Origin of the sequence: Micromonospora sp. NPDC047465 (assembly GCF_040643125.1) — a bacterium.
In the GTDB taxonomy this organism is placed as follows: domain Bacteria; phylum Actinomycetota; class Actinomycetes; order Mycobacteriales; family Micromonosporaceae; genus Micromonospora.
Window position 1 is genome coordinate 135,589 of record NZ_JBEYTP010000002.1, and the last position, 20,244, is coordinate 155,832.

The window sequence follows — 20,244 nt, forward strand, 5'->3', positions numbered from 1 at the left end:
GGCGCCATACGGCGGCGAACTTTCCGTCCTTGATCAGGAGGGTGGTGATGCGGAGTCCTTGTGGGAAGTAGGTGGAGTCCTTGGCTTTGAAGTCGTTCTCCGACATGCCCCAGTGGACCCATTGTGTGCCGTCGCCGGGGCGCCATACGGCGGCGAACTTTCCGTCCTTGATCAGGAGGGTGGTGATGCGGAGTCCTTGTGGGAAGTAGGTGGAGTCCTTGGCTTTGAAGTCGTCTTCCGACATGCCCCAGTGCACCCACTGCGTGCCGTCGCCCGGGCGCCACACAGTAGCGAAGGCATCGGTCATGGTGTCCCCCTGTCAGGCGGTGGGTAAGGCGGCCGGCTCTATCACGTCTATTCTTCGCATCCCGAGGCGTCTTGGAGCCTGGTGGCGGCGGTGAGGCTGGTTCGAGCACCCTTCTCGGGCCGTGTTCGGCGCTCATCATGACGAAACCTTCTTCGCCTCTTCCAGTGCCTTCTCGTACTCCTTCTTGGCTACCGTCAGTCTTGCCTGAAGTTCGAGCATGGCGTCTCGCCGTTCCTCGGCGGTTTCACCCGGACCTACCTGACGCAGCAGAGCCTTGACCGACGGCGTGTTCATGGCTGGGGTGTAAGGGTTCTCGGGATTCAGGAGATGCTCGACATGGTTGAGTGCCATCGAGATGGTCTGGACCCTTTCGAGAGCTTGCAGCAGCTTGTTCTGCGCCTCCTGCTCCGCGGGGCTGAGATCTACCTCGTCCGAATCCGAGTCCATGAGCGCTCATCCTTACCGTGAGGGCTGTTCGCAGGCCAAGCGGTTGCGGTTGTCATCGGAGTTTAAGAACTTTTCACCGGATACGCGTGACAACGGCCGGTTGTCCGACTCGGCGACATGAATCCACGGCGGCCAACGCGAGCGGAGTTCAGGACGAGCGGCGAGGGGCCACCGGTGCGGAACCTACCGCGCCCACACCGGCCAGCACGCGCAGCGGGCCGCCGGATGACCGGCGGCCCGCTGCGTCTCAGGTCGTCGTACCGCTGGGCAGACCGGCGGTCAGCTCGCGCAGACGGCGTACGCCCGCACCTTCCAGTTGCTGCTGAAGCCGTCCTCGTCCTCAGCGGCGCCGACGGTCACGGTGGTCGAGGTCGTGGGCAGCATCTGGGTCAGGCGCACCTGGCCGTCGCCGCCGAGGATCTCGCCGCCCACACCGTGCACGCGGGTGCCGGGCGGGCAGGTGGCCACGACCGACCGGGTGGCGGCGGAGCTGTAGAGGCTGTCGTTGATGACGCGCTGCTCACCGGGCAGCGGGTCGGCGCAGATCGCGGTGGCCTCCAGCCACCACGTGCCGGCGAAGCCGGTGCCGTCCTCGGCACCCGCCACCACGACGCTGTTCTGCTGGATGCGCAGATCCTCCAGCACGACCTCGCTGTTCGACGCCCCGACGACCGCGCCACCGACCCCGATGGCGTGCTTGCCGGCCGGGCAGGACTTCTCGAACCAGTTCGATGTACCGAAGCTGCTGGGCGCCGAACTGCCGGTCACGGTCACCAGGCCCGCGGGCGCGGGGGCACACACCGCGCTCGCCGTGATCGCCCAGTCGCCGCCGAACCCGTTCTCGTCCTCCCGGCCGGTCACCGAGTACGTGTCGCCGTCGACCAGCGGCCGCATGATGTCCATGCCGACCTGCCCGAGGCCCGAGCCGGTGATCGCGCCGCCACCGCCGATGACCTTGCTGCCGGCCGGACAGGCCGCGTTCTGCGACTTGGCGAAGGTGGTGCTGGAGCCAGTCGTCGTCTTGATGCTCAGGCCGGGCACCGCCGCCACCGGCCCGGTGAGGACCACCTGGCCGAGCACGAGCGCGCTCAGCGCTGCCCCACCCACGGCTGCCGTCCGACGCGACCACCGGGTGCGGTTCGATCCCTCTCGCATGGTGTCTTTCCTTCCTGGTTGTTCGTAGCGATGACACCGGTAGGAGCGCGGTGGGGTCGGGATGCCAACAGAAACTCCCGAAGAAAAAATTTGGCGGCTTTACTGGACGCGTCGAGGAGCAGCGAGGGACACGGATGGACACGGCGGCACAGGACGACACCGCACTGGTCGAGGCGGTGCGCCGCGGCGAGCGGGCCGGGCTGGAGGGCATGTACCGGCGGTACGCCGACCGGCTGTACACGTACGCCCGGACCATGCTGCGCGAGCCCGAGGCCGCCGCGGACGCCGTGCACGACGCCTTCCTCACCGCAAGCCAGCGCATCGGCCAGCTGCGGGAGCCCGACCGGCTGCGCTCCTGGTTGTACGCGATCGTGCGCAACGAATGCCTCCGGCAGCTCCGGGAGCGGGCCCGCTCCCTGCCGCTGGAGGAGGCCGACGAGCCGGTGGCCGACGCCGTCGACCCGGGCACGGGCGTCAACGCCGAGCAGGTACGCGACCTGGTGCACAGTGCCGCCGCCGCGCTGAACCCGGGCGACCGCGAGGTGGTCCACCTGGCCATCCGCCACGACCTGTCGTCCGCCGACATCGGCGCGGCCCTCGGGGTGCCCGCGAACCACGCGCACGCCCGCCTGTCGCGCGCCCGTTCGCAGCTCGAACGGGCGCTGGGGGCGCTGCTGGTGGCCCGTACCGGGGCCCGGGACTGCCCCACCCTCGCCGGCCTGATCGACGGCTGGCAGGGGCAGCTCACGCCGACCCTGCGCAAGCGGGTCTCGCGGCACATCGAGAGCTGCGCGGTGTGCGGACTGGTCCGACGGGAACAGCTCAGCCCGTCCGCGCTGCTGTCGGCGTACACGGCGCCGGCCTTCCTGGTCGTTGCCGACACGGTGTGGCCGAGACTGGCCGAGGTCTGCGCGACCGATGTCCTGGCCGGGACGGCGGACGCTCCGGCGAGTCCGGTCACGGCCGACCCGGCGACCGACCCGGCGCGTGCGGCGGACCAGCCCTCCGTGGCGGAGGGTGCCGGGCCGGTGGACGGACCGGTCGACGGGCCCGCGCCAGTGGCCGGCGAGGCGGTGACCCCGGGCGGTGGTGCCGTGGCCCCGGGCGGCGAGGCGGTGACCCCGGGGGGCGAGGCCGTGGCCCCGGCCGGCGAGGCGGCGCCCCCGGACGGTGGGGCGGTGGCCCCGGGCGGCGAGGCGGCTCCGCGCGGTGCGACGCACCGTGCGGTGGCGCCACGGTCCGGCCGGTCTCGTAGCATTCGGCCCGCCGCCGGTGCGGACCACGCGGTGCGGACGACCCCGCCGGGCCGCGACCGGCGCCGTCGGCGGATGGCCGCGACCGCGGCTCTACTGATCCTTCTCGCCGTCCTCGGCACCTGGGCACTGACAACCGGTCGCCCGACCGCCGGCCGGGACGGCTCCGGCCGACCGGTGTCCGAGGCGCTCGCATCAGCGGCCGGTGGCCCGGCGGAGCCCGCCGTCGCGCCGCTGCCGTCCGGCACGGTCACGCAAGCCGGCACGCCGGGGCCGGCCGGCGCCACCGGTGCGACACCCGGGACCGCTGCCGGGCCGGCGGGCGGGGCCGCCCGGACGGATGCGCCCGCCGCGCCCGACGCCGTGCGGAGTGGCGCCGCACCGACCACCTCCAGGCCACCGGTCGCGCCCCGGCCGACCGCCACACCGCAGGTCGCAGCGCCGTTCACCGTCTCCGCCACCGCGCGGGTGCGCTGTGGCGCGGACACGTACAGCCTCGTGGTGCAGGCCACCGGCAGTGCCACGCTCGGTGATGCCGAGGTTCACTGGACACCCACCGGGGGCAGGACGTCGGTCCGGGCCATGACGACGGACGGATCGGCCGCGCGGGTGACCGTCGGGCGGCTGCGTGCGCCGACGCTGACCTGGTCCGTGCGGGCGACCACAGCGGACGGCCGCACGGCGCGGAGCGCGACCTACACGATCACCGACCCGTGCGTCCGGCCGGGATAGCCGGTACGGCCCGACGCGCCGTGCGGCGGTGACGGCCAGCTGCCGAAGCCTGAGGCCCGAAGCGCGGGGACCGGCTCCGGTCTCGGCGGCACGGGCTCCCGGCCAGCACCGGGCGGCGCCTGCGCGGGGCAGCCCGGAAGCGGGGATTGGCATACGGTGCCGGGGTGGTGACCCTGAGGCTCGAGCCGATGACCGACAGGCAGTACCTCCGCTACCGGGATCGGGCGGAGGAGAGCTACGCGCAGAACATCTGCGATTCCGGGGCGATGCCGCTGCCGAAGGCGCAAGAGGACTACGGGCAACTGCTGCCCGACGGCCTGGCGACGGAGGGCCACCACCTGTGGACGGCCTACGACGGCGACGACGAGGTCGGCATGCTGTGGCTCCACGTCGAACAGAAGTCGGACGGGCCGCACGCCTTCGGCTACGACTTCGAGGTGCGGGCGGACCTGCGGCGGAAGGGCTACGGCCGCGCCATGATCCAGGCGGTCGAGAAGCTGTGCCGGGAGTGGGAGTCGTCTCCATCGGCCTGAGCGTCTTCGGCTTCAACCTTCCCGCCCGGACGTTGTACGAACAGATGGGCTTCGAGGTGACGGCTCTCCGGATGCGCAAGCGGCTGTAGCCGGGGAGGACGGCACGCCGGTGCCGGCGGTCTCCGGTACGTGTCGCCGTGACCCCTCGACCCGGCCGGTTCAGTCCCCGCGACGCGCGGCCCACTCGTCGGCGAGCATCGCGAAGACGAGTTCGGTGCTCCACCCGCCCTTGAAGAACTCGTTCTCGACCAGGCGGGCCTCCTGCCGCATCCCCAGCCGGCGCGCCAGCCGTGCCGACGGGTCGTTGCGTTCGTCGACCCGCGCGACGACGCGGTGCAGGCCGAGGTCCTCGAAGCCGAGGCGGAGCAGGGCCCGCGCCGCCTCGGTGGCGTAGCCGTGGCCGCCGAAGGCGGGATTCACCGCGTAGCCGAGTTCGCCGCTCGCGTGCAGGCGGCTGTGCCAGAACAACACCACGTCGCCCACCAGCTCGCCGGTGTCGGCGACCTCGACGCCGAGCGTCAGCGACTGCCCCTCGTCGGTGAGTTCCCGGCGCGCCCACACCGACGAGATCCGGTCGACGACGACCTGGCGGGTCATCGGCTCGAAGGGCACGTAGCGGCACACGTCCGGCCGGCTGCGGTAGGCGAGCAGCGCGTCGACGTCACCGCCGGTCAGCGGCCGCAGCAGCAGCCGCTCGGTGCGGACCGGGTACCGCGGACGTAGGGCGACCTGCGTGGGAACCGACATCGCGTCATCGTGCCACCGCCTCGCCCCGTACGCCGTCCGCAGCGCCCGGGCGCACAGCTCTTCGACTGCCCGCCGCCGGACGGCCGGCGGATGTCGTACCGACGGGGTTGGATGAGGGGCATGAGCTACGCGGAGGTCAACGGGCTGCGCCTGTGGTGGGAGGAGCACGGCGAGGGCCCGCCGTTGCTGCTGTTGCACGGCGGCTTCGGGGCGGTGGAGATGTTCTCGGCGATCCTGCCGGCCCTGGCCGGGCGTCGCCGGGTGATCGCGGTCGACCTCCAGGGGCACGGGCGCACCGCCGACGTCGACCGTCCGCTGCGTTTCGAGTCGATGGCCGACGACGTCGCGGCGCTTGTCACCCGGCTCGGCCTGGCCGAGGCCGACCTGCTGGGTTATTCGCTCGGCGGCGGCGTGGCGCTGCGTACCGCGATCCAGCATCCGGCGCTGGTGCGCCGGCTGGTCGTCGTCTCCGCGCCGTGCCGGCGGCAGGGCTGGTATCCGGAGGTGCTGGCGGGCATGCCCGAGCCCGACGAGGAGGCGGGCGAGCGGATGCGTGGCACCCCGCCGCACCAGCTCTACACCCGGATCGCGCCCCGGCCGGAGGACTGGCCCACGCTCTGGGCGAAGACGGGCGAGCTGCTGCGGCGCGACTACGACTGGTCGGCCGAGGTGGCCGCCCTCGTCGCGCCCACTCTGCTCGTCTTCGCCGACGCCGACTCGGTCAGCACCGCGCACATGGTGGAGTTCTTCGGGTTGCTCGGCGGTGGCCACCGGGACGCCGGCTGGGACGGCGCCGACCGGCCGGCCTCCCGGCTGGCCGTGCTGCCCGGGCACACCCACTACGACGTCGTGGCCTCGCCGGCGCTGCCGGCCGCGGTCCTGCCGTTCCTGACCCATCCCGTGGCGACGCCCGGCTGACGCCGGGACCCGTCGGGCCGGGCCGGACGCGGACCGGTGCCGGGCGCGGCGGGAGCACCGCCGCGCCCGGTGCCGGGTCAGCTGGTGAAGCCGCCGTCCACGTTGACCACCGCCCCGGTGACGTAGCCGGCCTCCGGGCTGGCCAGGTGCGCGACGGTCGCGGCGATGTCGGCCGGCGCGGCGTAGCGGCCGAGGGCGGTGAAGCCCGCGATCGCGGCGGCGTTCGGCCCGTCCGCCGGGTTGGCGTCGGTGTCCGTCGGCCCCGGATTCACCAGGTTGGCCGTGATCCCGCGCGGGCCGAGTTCCCGGGCGAGGCCCCGGGTCAGGCCGACCAGCGCGGTCTTGCTCATCGAGTAGAGCGACAGGCCGGGGAAGACGGCCCGCTCCCCGACGTTGCTGCCGATGTTGATGATCCGGCCGCCCTCGGTGAGGTGGCGCGCGGCGGCCTGCGCGGCGAGGAAGGGGGCCCGGACGTTCACCGCGAGCGTCCGCTCCACCTCGTCGTCGCCCAGTTCCGTAACCGGGCCGACCAGGAAGACCCCGGCGTTGTTGACCAGGATGTCCAGCCGGCCCAGCTCCGCGGCCGTGCGGTCGACCGCGTCGCGGACGGCGGCCGGGTCGGCGCTGTCGGCCCGGACCGCCAGCGCCCGCCGGCCGAGCGCCTCGACCTGCTTGACCACCACCGCCGCGCGGTCGGTGGAGTGCTCGTACGTGATCGCCACGTCGGCCCCGTCCTGCGCCAGGCGCAGGGCGACGGCGGCGCCGATGCCCCGGGCGCCGCCGGTGACCAGGGCGACCTTTCCGTTCAGTGTCGTCATGCCAATGATCGTCGGCGGGGCGGCCGATCCCGGTCTGGCGGCGATCGGACGCCTCGTTCCGGGGCCCACGCGGGGTCCGATTCCCGCGACGGTGCCCCGGTCACGCTTCGGCGGGGCGGGCGTAGTGGACGATGACGACTCCACTGTCGAACGACCGGGTGCCGACCAGCTCGAACCGGCGCGGGTCGAATCCGCTGTCGGTGAGCGGAACGCCGCTGCCGATCACGTACGGGTTGAGCTTGACGACCAGCTCGTCGACCTCGGGCAGGAGTTGGCCGGCGAGCTGGCCGCCGCCGCAGAGCCAGATGTCGCGGCCGGGCTGGCGCTTCAACTCGCGGACGAACTCCACGGGGTCGGCGGAGACGATCTCCACCTCCGGCTCGGCGGCCGGGGGCAGGGTGCGGGAGAAGACGTACTGCTTGAGGTGGGCGTACGGGCTGGTGACGCCGATCCTGAGGGCCGGGTCGTAGGTGGCCCGGCCCATCACCAGGGCGTCGAAGCGGCCCTCCGGCTCGTCGATGCCGAACTGTGGGTGGGCGAACGTGGGGAGCGTCTGCGACCAGTGCGCCGCGAGGTGGGCGGCCACGTCGGGGTCCAGACGCAGGAAGTCGGGCGATCCGTCGGGGGCGGCGATGAAGCCGTCGAGGGTGCTGGCGACGTAGTACACGAGCTTGCGCATGGGGCTCCGTCCGGGATCGGCGTGCGGGTGGCGGGTCGGTGCGGACGGCGTCAACGGTCCGCGGACTCCGTGCCCGGGCGGGTGTAGTGCAGCAGCACCGGCCCGCTGGGGAACGGCCGGGCCTCGACGAGGTCGAACCGGCGCGGGTCGAAGTCCCGGGTGGCCAGCGGGATGCCGCTGCCGATCGTGACCGGGTACAGCTTGATCATCAGCTCGTCGACCTCGGGCAGGAGCTGGCCGGCGAGTTGGCCGCCGCCGCAGAGCCAGATGTCGCGGCCGGAGCGGCGCTTCAGCTCGCGGACGAACTCCACGGGGTCGGCGGAGACGATCTCCACCTCCGGCTCCGCGGCCGGGGGCAGGGTGCGGGAGAAGACGTACTGCGTCAGGTGGGCGTACGGGCTGGTGATGCCCTCCGCGAGCGCCGGGTCGTAGGTGCTCCGACCCATCACCACGGCGTCGAACCGGGCGTTGGGCGCGTCGATCCCGAGGGCCGACCGGTACGCGGTGGGCACCACCTCCGGCAGGAGGCCGTTCACGTACGCGCCGAGGTCGGCCTCGATGGGGAAGAAGTCCCAGGACCCGTCGGGGCCGGCGATGAAACCGTCGATGGTGCTGCCGACGTAGTACACGAGCTTGCGCAAACCGTTCCCCAATCACTACGGGTGTCGTGGACGAATGTACTACAGCAGTCGTGGATCCTGCTAGGGTCTTTTCCATGGCGCGGAACGTGGAGCGACGGGCGGCCCTGGCGGACGCGGGGCTGCGGGTGCTGGCGGCGACCGGGGCGCGGGGGCTCACCCACCGGGCCGTCGACGCCGAGGCGGGCGTGCCGACGGGCACCGCCTCCAACTACTTCCGCTCGCGCGACGCCCTGCTCGGCGCGCTCGGCGAGCGGATCATGGAGCGGTTCGCCCCGGACGAGGGGGTCCTGGCCGAGCTGGGCGCCCGCGAGCCGTCGCTGGAGCTGTTCGTCGACTACCTGCGGTACATCGTCGAGCGGACCACCCGGCAGCCCGACCTCACCCGGGCCCTGATCGAGCTGCGGCTGGAGGCGGTCCGCCGCCCCGACCTGGCCCGGGTCCTCGGCGACACGCTGCGCCGGGGCTACCGCGACGACGTCGCGTTCCACGTCGCGTCCGGGTTGCCGGGCGGCGCGTTCGAGGTCGCCCTGCTGCACTACGCCATGGACGGGCTGCTGCTCGATCTGCTCAGCACGTCCATCGACGCCGGTTTCGACCCCGACGAGGTGGTCGTGGCGTTCGTGTCCCGGCTGGTGGGCGGCGCGACCGACCGGTGACCCACGGAACGTGACCACGCCCGGACACCGGGGACCGGACGCGACGGGGCGCGTCGCCCCGCCCGGGTCGGTCGCCCAGGAGTGTTCCCCGGCGCAGCGGGAAACCGTCCCCGGACGCACCTGGGGAGGAGCGACCGATGACGCGTGGCGGCGGACTGACGATCGGCGTGCTCGGCTCGTACGGGGGCCGCAACCTCGGCGACGAGGCGATCCTGACCGGGCTCCTGGCCGACCTGCGGGAGCAGGAGCCGGACGGGCGGATCATCGTCTTCTCCCGTAACCCCGAGCACACCCGGGTCGCCCACCCCGACGTCGAGGCGGTGCCGTGGGAGGGGATCAGCCGCACCGACTCCGCGCTGGTCCTGGGCCAGCTCGACGTGCTGATCCTCGGCGGCGGCGGCATCCTCTACGACCGGGAGGCCCGCCGCTACCTGCGGGTGGTCCGGGTCGCCCAGGAGCGCGGGCTGCCGTTGCTGACGTACGCGGTGGGGGTCGGGCCGCTCAGCGAGAGCATCGACACCGGGATGGTGCGGGAGACCCTGGCCAGCGCCGCCCAGGTGACCGTGCGGGACCAGGAGTCCCGGATGGTGCTGGAGGAGGCGGGGCTGCTCAACCCGATCACCGTCACCGCGGACCCGGCGTTCCTGCTCGAACCCGAGGACTTCCCGGCGGAACTGCTCCGCGAGGAGGGCGTGCCGGCCGGGAAGCGGCTGGTCGGGATGAGCGTACGGGAGCCGGGCCGGGCCGCCGAGCGGCTCGACGTCGACGGCTACCACCGCCTGCTGGCCCAGATCGGCGACTTCCTCGTGCACCGGATCGACGCGTACGTGCTCTTCGTCCCGATGGAGCGCGACGACATCCGGCACTCGCACGGCGTGTTGTCGCACATGACCACCGCCGAGCGGGGCCGGATCCTGCACGGCAGCTACCAGCCCGAGCAGGTGCTCGGGCTGATGCGTCACTTCGACCTGGCCGTCGGCATGCGGCTGCACTTCCTGATCTTCGCCGCGATGGTCGGCACGCCGTTCCTGCCGCTGCCGTACGCCGGCAAGGTCTTCGACCTGGCCCAGCGGCTCGGTGTGCCGGCGCTGCGGGGCGTGGAGCGGGAGGTGGAGGGCCCGCTGCTGGCCGAGGTCGACCGGCTCTGGGACGAGCGGGAGAAGCGGGCCGAGGCCACCGCCCGGCGGGTGGCCGGCGTGTGCGACGAGGCCCGGGGGACCTCGCAGGTCACCCGCGCGGTGCTGGAGAGCCTCCGCGCCCGCACCCTGAGCGGGGTGGCCTGAGGCGGCGGCGTCCACCGGCCCCGCCGCGCCGCCGAACCCGGGCCGCGGGCCGGCTCAGACCGCCGGCCCGCGCCAGCAGTAGCGCCACCGGTCGGCCCCGGCATCCCCGGACTCCAGCTCGTAGATCTCCGCCTCGGCCAGCCCTTCGGGGCCGAGGTGGTGGTGGGTCAACGGCGGGCGGCCGTTCGTGTCCAGCTCGACGGTGACCGTCTCGCCGTCGGCCGTGCCACCCACCAGCGGGATTTCTGCCGTTGATGCCATGCGCCCATCCTGCCCCGCCCGGCCCGACCCCGCAGCGGATAGCGCGGCAGCGCGGAGGCCCGCCGGACGGCACGGCGAGGGGCAGCGCGCGGGCCCGCCGGACGACTAGGGTCCGCGGATGGCGGAGATTCGGATCGACCCCACGCTCGGCCCGGTGCTGGCCCATACGGGCGACGAGCGGGCCGTGCTCGAAGCGTTCCTCGACTTTCACCGGGGTGTGCTGCTGCGCAAGCTGCGCGGGCTCTCCGACGCCGACGCGGCCCGCCGGCTGCTGCCCTCGGCCACCACCGTCGCCGGCCTCGTCAAGCACCTGACCCTGGTGGAGCGGAACTGGTTCCCGTGCCTGCTCGCCCCCGGTCCGGGCGACGTCTACCTCACCTCGGAGGAGGACGCGTCGGCGAGCTTCGCGCTGACGGCGGAGGACACCGTCGAGCGGCTCGCCGGGGCGTACGAGCGGGCGTGCGCCCGGTCCCGGGAGGTCGCCGGGCGGTTCGACCTCGACCACGTCGTCCCGCACCCGCAGCTCGGCGAGGTCTCGCTGCGCTGGATCCTGGTGCACATGGTCGAGGAGACCGCCCGGCACGCCGGGCACGCCGACATCCTCCGCGAGCTGACCGACGGCGCCACCGGCGCCGTCTGACGGCCACCCGGGGAGGCGGTGCCGCCCGCACCCTGACGTCAGGGGCGTGGCAGCAGGCCGGCCGGGTACTCCATGCCGTCGTGGGTGCAGGCCGCCGCCGCGACCCGGGCCCCGTACGCCGCCGCGGCGGCCGGCGGCACGCCGCGCAGCCGGGCGGCGATCACGCCTGCCGCGAACGCGTCCCCGGCACCGTTGGTGTCGACGACCGGGGCGGGCGCCTCGGCGGCGGGCACCCGGGTCGGCCCGCCGTCGCCGGTGTGCAGGTCGGCGCCGGCCGCCCCGTGGGTCACCAGCACCGTGCGGGGCGCCAGCGCGGCGGCCAGCGCGGCGGAGCCCGCGCCCAGCCGGACCCCGCTGACGAAGACCACGTCGGCCGCCTCGGCGAAGGGGCGGTGGTACGGGTTCTCGCCGTCCCAGTCGTGCAGGTCGGTGGAGAGGGCGGCCCCGTCGGCGAGCCCGGCGCGCAGGGCGGGCAGCAGGGGAGGGACCCAGTCCATGATCGACAGATGCACGTGCGCCGAGTCGCGGGCCAGCGCCGCCAGTTCGGCCGCCGCGAACGGGGCCGGGCCCCGCCACGGACGCGGGTCGTAGAGCGACATCCGCCGCCCCGCCGGGTCCACCATGTTCACCGACCGCCGCGTGCCGGCCGGGGCGTCGCCGAGCACGGCGTGCACACCGGTGCGGGCCAGTGCCGCCCGGACCACGTCCCCGGCCGGGTCCGCGCCGAGCACGTCGACCACCGCCACCCGGAGCCCGAGCGCGTGCGCGGCGAGCGCCAGCCCGGAACCGGTGTTGCCGATTCGCAGCTCGATGGGGTCGACGGTGACGGAGTCCGCGGCGGGCAGCGGGATCGCGGGCACCCGCACCCGCACGTCCACGCCGAGGCCGCCGATCACGAGGAGGTCGAACATTCGGCCGACCCTAGTCGGAGCGGGTCGGCAGGGCGCTGCCGGCCGACCCGCTCCAGGGGTCACTCCAGCGGCTGGGGTTCGAGCTGGTCGGGCGCGGGGCGGTGCGCTGCCGCGGCGCGTCGTCCGGCGGACCGCCGGGCCCTCGGTCTCCCAGCCGCTGGCCGCGCCGTTGTAGCCGGCGAGGCCGAAGCGGCTGCCCACGGTCAGGCCGGTGCCGACCAGTAGCTTGTGGTCGCGCAGGACCGCGTACGGGGCGAAGGTGAACCAGCTGGCGCTGGTGTAGTTGACCCCGACGAGTTGCGAGGCGGGCACACCGGGCACGGTGTGCGCGCCGGGGTCGCGGCCGGCCCGATATCCTCGCCGAGTCGTCACGAGGAGGGGGACGCGTGCTGGTCGTCCACGGGGTGTGGCGGTGGGGCGTCGGGCTCGCCGTCTGGGCCGAGGACAGCACGCTGCCGGCCCGCGCGCCGCGCCGCCCCGGCCGGGCGCCCCGGGAGCGGCCGCACCCGTTCGCGGCCGGCCACCCGGCGCTGGCCGCCGCGCTGGCCGAGGCGGCCGATCCGGCCGACCTCGGCACGGCGCTGCTCACCCTCCCCACCCGGGCCGGCTCGCCGCTGGACTCGCCGGAGCTGGTCCGCACCGCCGTCGCGGAGCCGGTCCGTGGGCCGGTCACCCTCGCCGGGTGGCGCGTTCCCGTCCTCCGGTACGCCCCGGACGCCGCCCTGGCCCTGCTGCGCGGGCTCGACGGGCTGGCCGTCGTGCCCGGCGCGACCCTGCGTCACCTCGCCGAGCTGGCCGACTTCGCGGTCGAGCTGGCGGCCCGGGGCCGGGTCCTGCCCGGCCTCGCCGCCCCGGCGCCGGCGGGCTCCACCGACGGCGCCCCCGCACCGACCGGGCGGTCCGAGGGCGCGGGCAGGTCGGGGAAGGCCGGCCACGACGGCACGCGCCGTCGCGCGTCGCAGGGCGGCGACTGGTCCACCGCGGACGGGCAGCGGGCGCGGGTCGCCGCCCGGGCGGTGTGGCGGCCCCTGCTGACCGGCACGGACGCCGCCTGGGCGCGGGCGCTGGCGCTGGCCCTGCCGCCGGCCGCGCGCGCCACCGCCGACGCGCCGGCCCGCCCGGGCGCCGCCGCCAACGTGTCGGCCCGCCCGCGCGCCACCGGCGACGACGGGCCGGGCATCGACGACGGGCGGGGCATCGACGACGGGCCGGGCGAGCTGGTCGCCGACGCGCTCGACGCGCTCACGGACGCCGCGGTACGGGCGGCTCTCGCGGAGACCGCGCTGGCCCGGGGCGTACGCCCGAACGGCGCCGTGCCGGCCTGGCTGGCCGCCCTCTCCGGACCGGTCCGGGACTTCGCCGCCGAGCCGGCCGCGCTGGACATCCTCCGTGCCGAGCTGGCCGCCTGGCAGCGCGACGCGGCCGGCGGTGCGGTGCGGGCGAGCTTCCGCCTGGTCGAGCCGCCCGCCGACGAGATCGCCGAGCCGGTCGTCGTGGTGCCGGCCGACCCGGCGGCACCGGTCGCGACGGGCGGGACGTGGCGGGTCGAGTTCGGGCTCCAGGCGGCCGACGAGCCGAGCCTGCATGTGGACGCCGGGCAGGTCTGGCGGGCGCCGGAGACCGTCGCCGGGCTGGCCGGCAGGCGGGACGACCCGCAGGAGACCCTGCTCGCCGAGCTGGGCCGGGCCAGCCGGCTCTGGCCCGAGCTGGACACCGCCCTGCGCACCGCGACGCCGGAGGCGCTGGAGCTGGACGTCGAGGGCGCCCACCGGTTCCTCCGCGAGGGCGCGCCGGTGCTGCACGCCGCCGGCTTCGCCGTGCTGCTGCCGTCCTGGTGGCGGCGCCCGTCGTCGCGGCTGGGCGCCCGGTTGCAGGCCCGCAGCCGGACCGCCCCCGGCACCGTCGCCGCGGACGGCGGGGTCGGGCTGGACGCCCTCGTCGACTACCGCTGGGAGGTGGCCCTCGGCGACCAGCCGCTGACGGCCGAGGAGTTGGCGTCGCTGGCCGCGCTGAAGACCCCGCTGGTGCGGCTGCGCGGGCAGTGGGTGGAGCTGGACCCGAAGCGCCTCGCGGCCGGCCTGCGGCTGCTCCGTTCCTCCGGCGAGCTGACCGTCGCCGACCTGCTCCGCCTGGGCCTGGCCGACGGCGGTCAGCCCGACGCCCTGCCGGTGCTGGAGGTGAGCGCGGACGGCGCGCTCGGCGACCTGCTGGCCGGGGCCGTGGAGCGGCGCCTCACCCCGCTCGATCCGCCGCCCGGGTTCCACGGCACGCTGCGGCCGTACCAGCGGCGGGGGCTGGCCTGGCTGGCGTTCCTGCAGTCGCTCGGGCTCGGCGGGGTGCTCGCCGACGACATGGGGCTCGGCAAGACGGTGCAACTGCTCGCCCTGCTCGCGCAGGACCCGCCGGAGGCCGGCCCGACGCTGCTGGTCTGCCCGATGTCGCTGGTGGGCAACTGGCAGCGGGAGGCGTCCCGGTTCACGCCGGGGCTGCGCGTACACGTGCACCACGGCGCGGAACGGGCGCGGGGGACGGCGTTCGCGACGGCCGTGCACGAGGCGGACCTGGTCGTCACCACCTACTCGGTGGCGGCCCGGGACGCGGTCGACCTGGCCGGCATCGACTGGCACCGGGTGGTGGTCGACGAGGCCCAGGCGATCAAGAACGCGGCCACCCGGCAGGCCGAGGCGGTCCGCGCGCTGCCTGCCCGGCACCGGATCGCGGTGACCGGCACGCCGGTGGAGAACCGGCTGGCCGACCTCTGGTCGATCATGCAGTTCGCCAACCCGGGCCTGCTGGGCCCGGCGGCGAGCTTCAAGAAGGCGTACGCGGAGCCGATCGAGCGGCACGGCGACGCCGAGGCGGCCGAGCGGTTGCGCCGGATCACCGGCCCGTTCGTGCTGCGCCGGCTCAAGACCGACTCCTCGATCATCTCCGACCTGCCGGAGAAGCTGGAGATGGAGGTGCTCTGCAACCTCACCGCCGAGCAGGCGTCGCTCTACCGGGCGGTGGTCGACGACATGCTGGCCCGGATCGAGTCCAGCGACGGCATCGAGCGGCGCGGGCTGGTGCTGGCCACCATGACCCGGCTCAAGCAGGTCTGCAACCACCCGGCCCAGCTGCTGCGTGACGGGTCGGCGCTGGACGGCCGCTCCGGCAAGCTGGCCCGGCTGGAGGAGATCCTGGACGAGGTCCTGGCGGCGGGGGAGCGCGCCCTGCTGTTCACCCAGTACGCCGAGTTCGGCGGCATGCTGCGCGGCCACCTGTCGGCCCGGTTCGGCCGGGAGGTGCTCTTCCTGCACGGCGGCGTCGGCAAGGCCGACCGGGACGCGATGGTCACCCGGTTCCAGTCCCCGGACGGGCCGGCGATCTTCGTGCTGTCGCTCAAGGCCGGCGGCACCGGGCTCACCCTCACCGAGGCCAACCACGTGGTGCACGTCGACCGGTGGTGGAACCCGGCCGTCGAGGACCAGGCCACCGACCGGGCCTTCCGGATCGGCCAGCGGCGCCGGGTGCAGGTCCGCAAGTTCGTCTGCGCCGGCACGGTGGAGGAGAAGGTGGCGGCGCTGATCGCCGACAAGCGGAACCTGGCCGCCTCCGTCGTCGGCACCGGCGAGCAGTGGATCACCGAGCTGTCCACCGCGCAGCTGCGCGAGCTGTTCACCCTGGAGGCCGGGGCGGTGGTGGAGTGAGCGGGCAGCGCGAGCGCGACGGCGGGGCGACCGACCGGTTCGCCGACTACGGCCGGCCGCGTCGGGTCGACGGCGGGCTGCGGGCCCGCAGCACCCGGGGCGCCATCGGCCGGTCCTGGTGGTCGCGGCGCTTCCTGGAGGTGCTGGAGTCGTTCGCCCTCGGCACCCGGCTGACCCGCGGCCGGTCGTACGCGCGGGCCGGCCAGGTCGTCCGCCTGGACGTCGCCCCGGGCACCGTCAGCGCCGTGGTGCAGGGCTCCCGCGCGCAGCCGTACGAGGTGAGCATCGCGCTGACCCCGTTTCCGCCGGAGCTGTGGTCCCGCGTCGAGGCGGACCTGGCCGCCCAGGCGTTCTTCAGCGCCCGGCTGCTCGCCGGCGACCTGCCCCCGGAGCTGGAGGAGCTGTTCGCGGCGGCCGGCGCCCCGCTCTTCCCGGCCGGCGTGGCGGAGCTGCGCCAGCGGTGCAACTGCCCCGACTTCGCCGTGCCGTGCAAGCACCTCGCGGCCACCTTCTACCTGCTGGCCGAGGCGTTCGACGCCGACCCGTTCCAGCTGCTGCACTGGCGGGGCCGGGGCCGGGCCGAGCTGCTCGACCGGCTGCGCGCCCTGCGGGCCGGGACCGCCGCCGGCGCCGACGCGCCGGCCGGCCCGTCCACCGTGCCGCCGGGCGGCGACGCCGCCACCGGTCCGTCCACCGTGGAGCGGCGGGATGCCGGCGTCGGGCCGTCCACACCGGAATCCCTAGACGTCGGCGGCGGGCCGTCCGCCGTGCAGCGTCACGACGCCGGCGGCGGCCCGTCCATCGTGGAACGGGGCGGCTCCGACGGCCGGCGGGACGCCGTGGACTCCCCGCCGGTCGGGGCCGCGCGGGCGCTCGCCGGCCTGCCGCCGGCGCCGCTGGCCGAGTCGGTCGACCGGTTCTGGCTGCCGCCCGTCCCGCTGCCCGACCGGCCGCCCAGTCTGGCGACCGGGCCCGACCTGCTGCTGCGGCAGCTCGGCGCGCCGGCCCCCGCCATCGGCGGGCCCGGCCTGGTCGAACGGCTGCGGCGGGCGTACCGGCTGCTCGGCCGGTAAGGACGTCCTTCCCCTCCGCCGGATCGCCGGCCGGTGTCACCCGGCGCGGTGCCGGCGGCGCGGCACGGCCGCGCCGGCCGGCGGATCGCCGGCCCGTCGGGACCGTCGTCCCCTGGTCACAGCCAGCGGCGGCGGAACCGCCACATGAGTGCGGCGTTGGCCACCAGCACCACCGCGCAGATGGCCCCCGCCAGCCGGCCGGCCAGCACGGTCATCGCCGGGAGCGAGGCCCACAGCACGATGGTCAGAAGCATCAGCCACCGGCTCCGGCGGGCCCGGGCCCGGTGGTCGAGCCGGGCGAAGAACGCCGGGTCACTTTCCCGGAGGTGACGGGTGATCTGCTCGAACCTGCGCTGATCCTCTTTGCTGAGCATGTGCCTTCCCCTCACGCGTTCAGCGGTTCGGCGGCATACCCGCTGCGGCGGCGGCTCACGCTCCCGTCCTGGTGCTACTTTGCCGCCCGCCCGGGCGGCGGGGTGCCGGGCCCGGGGAACGGGCGCTTCAGGGCGGCTTACCCGCACCTAAATTTACCCGTGTCACTGAATGCGGCGGCAAGCGTCGGCTGGCCGGAAATCGTCACGTCCGACCCGTGGCGGGCCGCGTACGCCCTGCTCGGGAGGTCCGTGTCGCGGCGGGCGGAAACCGCGCCCGCCGCGCCGCGCTGAGGGCCGTCTTGAGTGCCCTCGTGAGCGCTCTCCGCGCGTGCCTGATGGCCCTGGGGCCTTTCGAGGTGATGGTCGACTTCTGGGAACGAACGTCTACGGTGCCGTCGCGCAGGGGCGGTTCGGGCTCACCAACGCGTAGGTGGACAAGAACTTCCCGCGCCAGAGGTACGCCCCGATGAAGCTACGCGTGACGTACCCCGCGCACCTACGCCGCCGGCCGCCGCGCCGCCACGACGCCGTCCCGGCGCGGCGGCGGCCGGCTGCCGACGTACGCCCGGCGGTGCCGCCGCGCCGCGGACCCGGCTGCTGGCGGCTGCTGGCCGCCCTGCTCGTGGTCGGCCTGCTCGCCAGCGTGCCGGAGGGCGGGGTGGGCGCGGTGGGGCAGGGTCAGCGGAAGGGGCGGTGGGTGGTGGCCGGACGGGAGCCGACCGGGCGCGGGCGGCCCGGGCGGGAGCCGGCGGGGCGGGTGGCCGCCCAGCGGCGGCGCGGCCGGTGGTGGCGGGGCGGCGGCTCGGCCCCGCCCGGCTGACGCGCGGTGTCGTCGGTGGACATGTAACCCCCCGCTCCCGGCGCGGACGCGCCGTCGCCGGGCTCAACGAGCACCGGCCCTTCGGCGTCGCGTCCGACGCGCTCGGCGGGAACCGGCGTTTCGTGCGGCCGTTGACCGGAGGCGGTCACATGCCCCGGCGGGGAAGCGGCAGGTGCCCGGGGAGGAGGTCGGAGGTGAGCGTGACGCCGGTGGCCCGCAGGGCGTCGATCAGGGCGTTCTGCACCAGGTAGCAGTCCGGCAACTGCCAGCGGGCCTGCTCGGGCGCGACTGCCCAGCGGACGGTGCCCTCGGGCAGCCGGGTCGGCGGGGCCGGGATCCACGAGCCGGGACCGTGCCGGACCACGTGGAAGCAGTGGTCCAACTCGGGGCGGAGCGGATCACCGGGGCGGACCAGGAACATCCAGCGGCCGGTCGGGGTCACCAGCACGGGCCCGCGTACGCCGACGCCGGCCGGGTGGGTCTGCACCGCGTCCAGGACGTGCCGACCGAGGTGCGTGGGGACCTCCAGCACGTCGAACGCCCGCCCGGTGGGCAGCAGCACGCCGTGCGGCCGGGTGCGCCACCAGGTCGCCACCCGGGCCGGGTCGGCGCTCGCCGCGTGCTCCCAGTTCTCGAGCGCCGGGTGGCAGCCGACCGTGGGACAACCGGCGCGCCCGCAGACGAAGCGGCTGCGGGCGAGGCAGGCGCCGGGGGTGACGTCCCAGCCGTGCGTCGCGTAGCGCACGGCCACGCGACGCAGCCGTACGCGCTCCAAGGGCGACAGTTGCACGACGCGCGGCCCGACGTTCCCCCACATGTGCCATCTCCCTTCGCCGGACCCGGTCGGCGTCCAGGTCGCATGTCGAGCACCGTCACTGCCGTAACCCGCGATCGTTGAGCTGACGAACGGCTCATGCAACTTGCACGAAAAATACGAGAACTGGCTGTACGGCTGACGTACACGCTGTGCGACCAGCGGAACCCTGAGGCGTACCGCGCCCGCAACCGCGATGGGTCGACCGGCCGCAGGCCGGGGTCTCAGCCAGGGGAGGGATGGGCAGATGGACGAGTTACCCATTGGGCGGCGGGTGGCCTACTGGCGGGGGCGGCGCAAGATGTCCCAGCAGGTCTTCGCGGACCGGCTGGGCAAGTCGAAGAGCTGGGTGGACAAGGTCGAGCGCGGGGTGCGCCGGCTGGACAAGTTCTCCGTCCTCTACGAGATCGCCGACATCCTCCAGGTCGACGTGCAACTGCTGCTCGGCAAGGACCCGGAGCGGCGTACGGACGCGTTGAACTGCATCGACCAGGTCGAGGTGCAGGAGATCCGGGCGGCCCTGGAGCGGTACGACTCGATGAGCGCGTACTTCGACGCCGCGCCGTACCCGCCCCCGCTGGACGACATGCGCAAGGCCGTCAACCACGCCTGGCTGACCTACCAGTACGGCCGCTACGGGATGCTCACCCGGGCGCTGCCGAAGCTGCTGCGCGACGCGCAGGCCGCCGACGCCGGCTACGGCGGCGACGAGGGCCGGGAGGCGGCCCACCTGCTCGGTCAGGTCTACCAGATCGCCTCGTCGGTGCTGCGGAAGCTGGGCGAGTGCGACCTGGCCTGGCTGGCCGCCGACCGCTCGATGGCGGTCGCCCAGCGCGCCGACGACCCGCTGCTGGCCGGCATCGCCACCACCCGGGTCTGCAACGCGCTGGTGGCGATGGGCCGGCCCCGCCCCGCCCTCGAACTCAACGTCACCATCGCCAACCGGCTCGCCCCCGGCGGCAGCAACGAGGCGTCCCCGGCCCGCCTCTCGGTCTACGGGATGCTGCTGCTCCAGGGCGCGATGGCCGCCGCCCGGATCGGCGACTCCGCCACGGTCGGCGACCTGATCAACGGCGCGCAGGAGGCGGCGACCCTGCTGGGCGGCGACCACAACCACTACTGGACCTCGTTCGGGCCGACCAACCTGGAGCTGCACCGGGCGGCCGCCGCGGTCGAGCTGGGCGACGGCGGCCGCGCGGTGGAGGTCCACCAGCAGCGGATCCAGGAGCCGACGTTCAACGCGCTGCTGCCCGAGCGCCGGGCCCACCACCTGCTCGACATCGCCCGGGGCTTCGCCCAGGTCGGCGACGTGTCCAACGCCGGCGAGATGCTGCTGCGCGGCGACCGCCTCGCCCCGTCGGAGATCCGCTGCCGGCCGATCGCCCACGAGGTGATGTCGGACATCCTGCGTCGCACACGTGGTGCGCCGCCTTCTCCGATTGCGGAGTTGGCTGAGCACATGGGAGTAGGGGTATGAGCGCGGAGCCGGCCTG

21 protein-coding genes are annotated in these 20,244 nt (G+C 74.8%); 10 read left to right on the forward strand and 11 right to left on the reverse strand.

What is annotated here, in order from left to right:
• From ABZ793_RS02920 to ABZ793_RS02930, 3 genes are all read right to left on the reverse strand, one after another.
• Positions 1-307, reverse strand: a 307-nt coding sequence (locus tag ABZ793_RS02920) for a hypothetical protein (RefSeq protein ID WP_357450937.1), incomplete at its 3' end; no start/stop codon positions are given.
• Between the two features lie 135 nt (positions 308-442).
• The gene (locus ABZ793_RS02925) at positions 443-754 is read right to left on the reverse strand and encodes a hypothetical protein (protein ID WP_357450940.1); all 312 of its coding nucleotides are present in this window, start codon (positions 752-754) and stop codon (positions 443-445) included.
• Between the two features lie 279 nt (positions 755-1,033).
• A complete protein-coding gene (locus ABZ793_RS02930; protein WP_357450943.1) occupies positions 1,034-1,909 on the reverse strand; it encodes a hypothetical protein in 876 nt (291 codons plus the stop codon).
• A gap of 134 nt (positions 1,910-2,043) precedes the next feature.
• On the opposite strand from ABZ793_RS02930, the gene ABZ793_RS02935 reads away from it, so the two are divergent.
• Both ABZ793_RS02935 and ABZ793_RS02940 read left to right on the forward strand, forming a co-directional pair.
• Entirely contained in the window at positions 2,044-3,894 is a 1,851-nt protein-coding gene (locus ABZ793_RS02935) for a sigma-70 family RNA polymerase sigma factor (protein ID WP_357450946.1), read from the forward strand.
• A 188-nt stretch (positions 3,895-4,082) separates the two neighbouring features.
• Positions 4,083-4,427 (forward strand): GNAT family N-acetyltransferase, encoded by a 345-nt coding sequence (locus ABZ793_RS02940; RefSeq protein WP_357450949.1) that lies wholly within the window; start codon positions 4,083-4,085, stop codon positions 4,425-4,427.
• Positions 4,428-4,586: 159 nt separating this feature from the next.
• Here ABZ793_RS02940 and ABZ793_RS02945 read toward each other — a convergent pair whose 3' ends face one another.
• Complete coding sequence (locus tag ABZ793_RS02945) at positions 4,587-5,174, reverse strand: GNAT family protein (protein ID WP_357450952.1); 588 nt, start codon at positions 5,172-5,174, stop codon at positions 4,587-4,589.
• A gap of 120 nt (positions 5,175-5,294) precedes the next feature.
• Here ABZ793_RS02945 and ABZ793_RS02950 point away from each other — a divergent pair, with 120 nt between their 5' ends.
• The gene (locus ABZ793_RS02950) at positions 5,295-6,092 is read left to right on the forward strand and encodes an alpha/beta fold hydrolase (RefSeq protein ID WP_357450955.1); all 798 of its coding nucleotides are present in this window, start codon (positions 5,295-5,297) and stop codon (positions 6,090-6,092) included.
• Positions 6,093-6,169: 77 nt separating this feature from the next.
• On the opposite strand, the gene ABZ793_RS02955 is transcribed toward ABZ793_RS02950, so the two are convergent.
• The 3 genes from ABZ793_RS02955 to ABZ793_RS02965 form a co-directional block, all read right to left on the reverse strand.
• A complete protein-coding gene (locus ABZ793_RS02955; protein ID WP_357450958.1) occupies positions 6,170-6,910 on the reverse strand; it encodes a 3-oxoacyl-ACP reductase family protein in 741 nt (246 codons plus the stop codon).
• A gap of 100 nt (positions 6,911-7,010) precedes the next feature.
• Positions 7,011-7,589, reverse strand: a complete 579-nt coding sequence (locus ABZ793_RS02960; protein ID WP_357450961.1) for a dihydrofolate reductase family protein — start codon at positions 7,587-7,589, stop codon at positions 7,011-7,013.
• Positions 7,590-7,639: 50 nt separating this feature from the next.
• Positions 7,640-8,230 carry a dihydrofolate reductase family protein gene (locus tag ABZ793_RS02965; protein WP_357450964.1) on the reverse strand — a complete coding sequence of 197 codons (591 nt, stop codon included), beginning with the start codon at positions 8,228-8,230 and terminating at the stop codon, positions 7,640-7,642.
• A gap of 74 nt (positions 8,231-8,304) precedes the next feature.
• On the opposite strand from ABZ793_RS02965, the gene ABZ793_RS02970 reads away from it, so the two are divergent.
• Both ABZ793_RS02970 and ABZ793_RS02975 read left to right on the forward strand, forming a co-directional pair.
• Entirely contained in the window at positions 8,305-8,886 is a 582-nt protein-coding gene (locus ABZ793_RS02970) for a TetR family transcriptional regulator (RefSeq protein WP_357450967.1), read from the forward strand.
• A 137-nt stretch (positions 8,887-9,023) separates the two neighbouring features.
• Entirely contained in the window at positions 9,024-10,169 is a 1,146-nt protein-coding gene (locus ABZ793_RS02975; RefSeq protein WP_357450970.1) for a polysaccharide pyruvyl transferase family protein, read from the forward strand.
• 54 nt (positions 10,170-10,223) lie between these two features.
• Here ABZ793_RS02975 and ABZ793_RS02980 read toward each other — a convergent pair whose 3' ends face one another.
• Complete coding sequence (locus ABZ793_RS02980; protein WP_357450973.1) at positions 10,224-10,430, reverse strand: hypothetical protein; 207 nt, start codon at positions 10,428-10,430, stop codon at positions 10,224-10,226.
• A 118-nt stretch (positions 10,431-10,548) separates the two neighbouring features.
• On the opposite strand from ABZ793_RS02980, the gene ABZ793_RS02985 reads away from it, so the two are divergent.
• On the forward strand, positions 10,549-11,070 hold the full coding sequence (locus tag ABZ793_RS02985) for a DinB family protein (RefSeq protein ID WP_357450976.1): 522 nt from the start codon (positions 10,549-10,551) through the stop codon (positions 11,068-11,070).
• A 38-nt stretch (positions 11,071-11,108) separates the two neighbouring features.
• Here the strand turns inward: ABZ793_RS02985 and ABZ793_RS02990 are convergent, their stop codons facing one another.
• Complete coding sequence (locus ABZ793_RS02990) at positions 11,109-12,293, reverse strand: carbohydrate kinase family protein (protein WP_357450979.1); 1,185 nt, start codon at positions 12,291-12,293, stop codon at positions 11,109-11,111.
• Between the two features lie 74 nt (positions 12,294-12,367).
• Here ABZ793_RS02990 and ABZ793_RS02995 point away from each other — a divergent pair, with 74 nt between their 5' ends.
• On the forward strand, positions 12,368-15,670 hold the full coding sequence (locus ABZ793_RS02995) for a DEAD/DEAH box helicase (RefSeq protein WP_357450982.1): 3,303 nt from the start codon (positions 12,368-12,370) through the stop codon (positions 15,668-15,670).
• Complete coding sequence (locus ABZ793_RS03000) at positions 15,667-16,743, forward strand: SWIM zinc finger family protein (protein ID WP_357450985.1); 1,077 nt, start codon at positions 15,667-15,669, stop codon at positions 16,741-16,743. The genes ABZ793_RS02995 and ABZ793_RS03000 overlap by 4 nt, the downstream gene beginning before the upstream one ends.
• Positions 16,744-16,859: 116 nt before the next feature.
• Here ABZ793_RS03000 and ABZ793_RS03005 read toward each other — a convergent pair whose 3' ends face one another.
• Positions 16,860-17,117: a DUF3040 domain-containing protein gene (locus ABZ793_RS03005; protein ID WP_111132775.1), complete on the reverse strand. Its 258-nt coding sequence runs from the start codon at positions 17,115-17,117 to the stop codon at positions 16,860-16,862.
• Between the two features lie 466 nt (positions 17,118-17,583).
• Here ABZ793_RS03005 and ABZ793_RS03010 point away from each other — a divergent pair, with 466 nt between their 5' ends.
• On the forward strand, positions 17,584-17,937 hold the full coding sequence (locus ABZ793_RS03010) for a hypothetical protein (RefSeq protein WP_357450989.1): 354 nt from the start codon (positions 17,584-17,586) through the stop codon (positions 17,935-17,937).
• A 145-nt stretch (positions 17,938-18,082) separates the two neighbouring features.
• Here ABZ793_RS03010 and ABZ793_RS03015 read toward each other — a convergent pair whose 3' ends face one another.
• Complete coding sequence (locus tag ABZ793_RS03015; protein WP_357450992.1) at positions 18,083-18,754, reverse strand: bifunctional DNA primase/polymerase; 672 nt, start codon at positions 18,752-18,754, stop codon at positions 18,083-18,085.
• Positions 18,755-18,998: 244 nt separating this feature from the next.
• Between ABZ793_RS03015 and ABZ793_RS03020 the strand changes: the two genes are divergently transcribed.
• Positions 18,999-20,228 (forward strand): helix-turn-helix domain-containing protein, encoded by a 1,230-nt coding sequence (locus ABZ793_RS03020; RefSeq protein WP_357450995.1) that lies wholly within the window; start codon positions 18,999-19,001, stop codon positions 20,226-20,228.
• The last annotated feature ends 16 nt before the right edge of the window (positions 20,229-20,244 follow it).

Coding starts and splice junctions, on each gene's coding strand:
- ABZ793_RS02925 (WP_357450940.1), bottom strand. CDS start 754: ATGGACTCGGATTCGGACGAGGTAGATCTCAGCCCCGCGGAGCAGGAG.
- ABZ793_RS02930 (WP_357450943.1), bottom strand. CDS start 1,909: ATGCGAGAGGGATCGAACCGCACCCGGTGGTCGCGTCGGACGGCAGCC.
- ABZ793_RS02935 (WP_357450946.1), top strand. CDS start 2,044: ATGGACACGGCGGCACAGGACGACACCGCACTGGTCGAGGCGGTGCGC.
- ABZ793_RS02940 (WP_357450949.1), top strand. CDS start 4,083: ATGACCGACAGGCAGTACCTCCGCTACCGGGATCGGGCGGAGGAGAGC.
- ABZ793_RS02945 (WP_357450952.1), bottom strand. CDS start 5,174: ATGTCGGTTCCCACGCAGGTCGCCCTACGTCCGCGGTACCCGGTCCGC.
- ABZ793_RS02950 (WP_357450955.1), top strand. CDS start 5,295: ATGAGCTACGCGGAGGTCAACGGGCTGCGCCTGTGGTGGGAGGAGCAC.
- ABZ793_RS02955 (WP_357450958.1), bottom strand. CDS start 6,910: ATGACGACACTGAACGGAAAGGTCGCCCTGGTCACCGGCGGCGCCCGG.
- ABZ793_RS02960 (WP_357450961.1), bottom strand. CDS start 7,589: ATGCGCAAGCTCGTGTACTACGTCGCCAGCACCCTCGACGGCTTCATC.
- ABZ793_RS02970 (WP_357450967.1), top strand. CDS start 8,305: ATGGCGCGGAACGTGGAGCGACGGGCGGCCCTGGCGGACGCGGGGCTG.
- ABZ793_RS02975 (WP_357450970.1), top strand. CDS start 9,024: ATGACGCGTGGCGGCGGACTGACGATCGGCGTGCTCGGCTCGTACGGG.
- ABZ793_RS02980 (WP_357450973.1), bottom strand. CDS start 10,430: ATGGCATCAACGGCAGAAATCCCGCTGGTGGGTGGCACGGCCGACGGC.
- ABZ793_RS02985 (WP_357450976.1), top strand. CDS start 10,549: ATGGCGGAGATTCGGATCGACCCCACGCTCGGCCCGGTGCTGGCCCAT.
- ABZ793_RS03005 (WP_111132775.1), bottom strand. CDS start 17,117: ATGCTCAGCAAAGAGGATCAGCGCAGGTTCGAGCAGATCACCCGTCAC.
- ABZ793_RS03010 (WP_357450989.1), top strand. CDS start 17,584: ATGAAGCTACGCGTGACGTACCCCGCGCACCTACGCCGCCGGCCGCCG.
- ABZ793_RS03015 (WP_357450992.1), bottom strand. CDS start 18,754: ATGTGGGGGAACGTCGGGCCGCGCGTCGTGCAACTGTCGCCCTTGGAG.
- ABZ793_RS03020 (WP_357450995.1), top strand. CDS start 18,999: ATGGACGAGTTACCCATTGGGCGGCGGGTGGCCTACTGGCGGGGGCGG.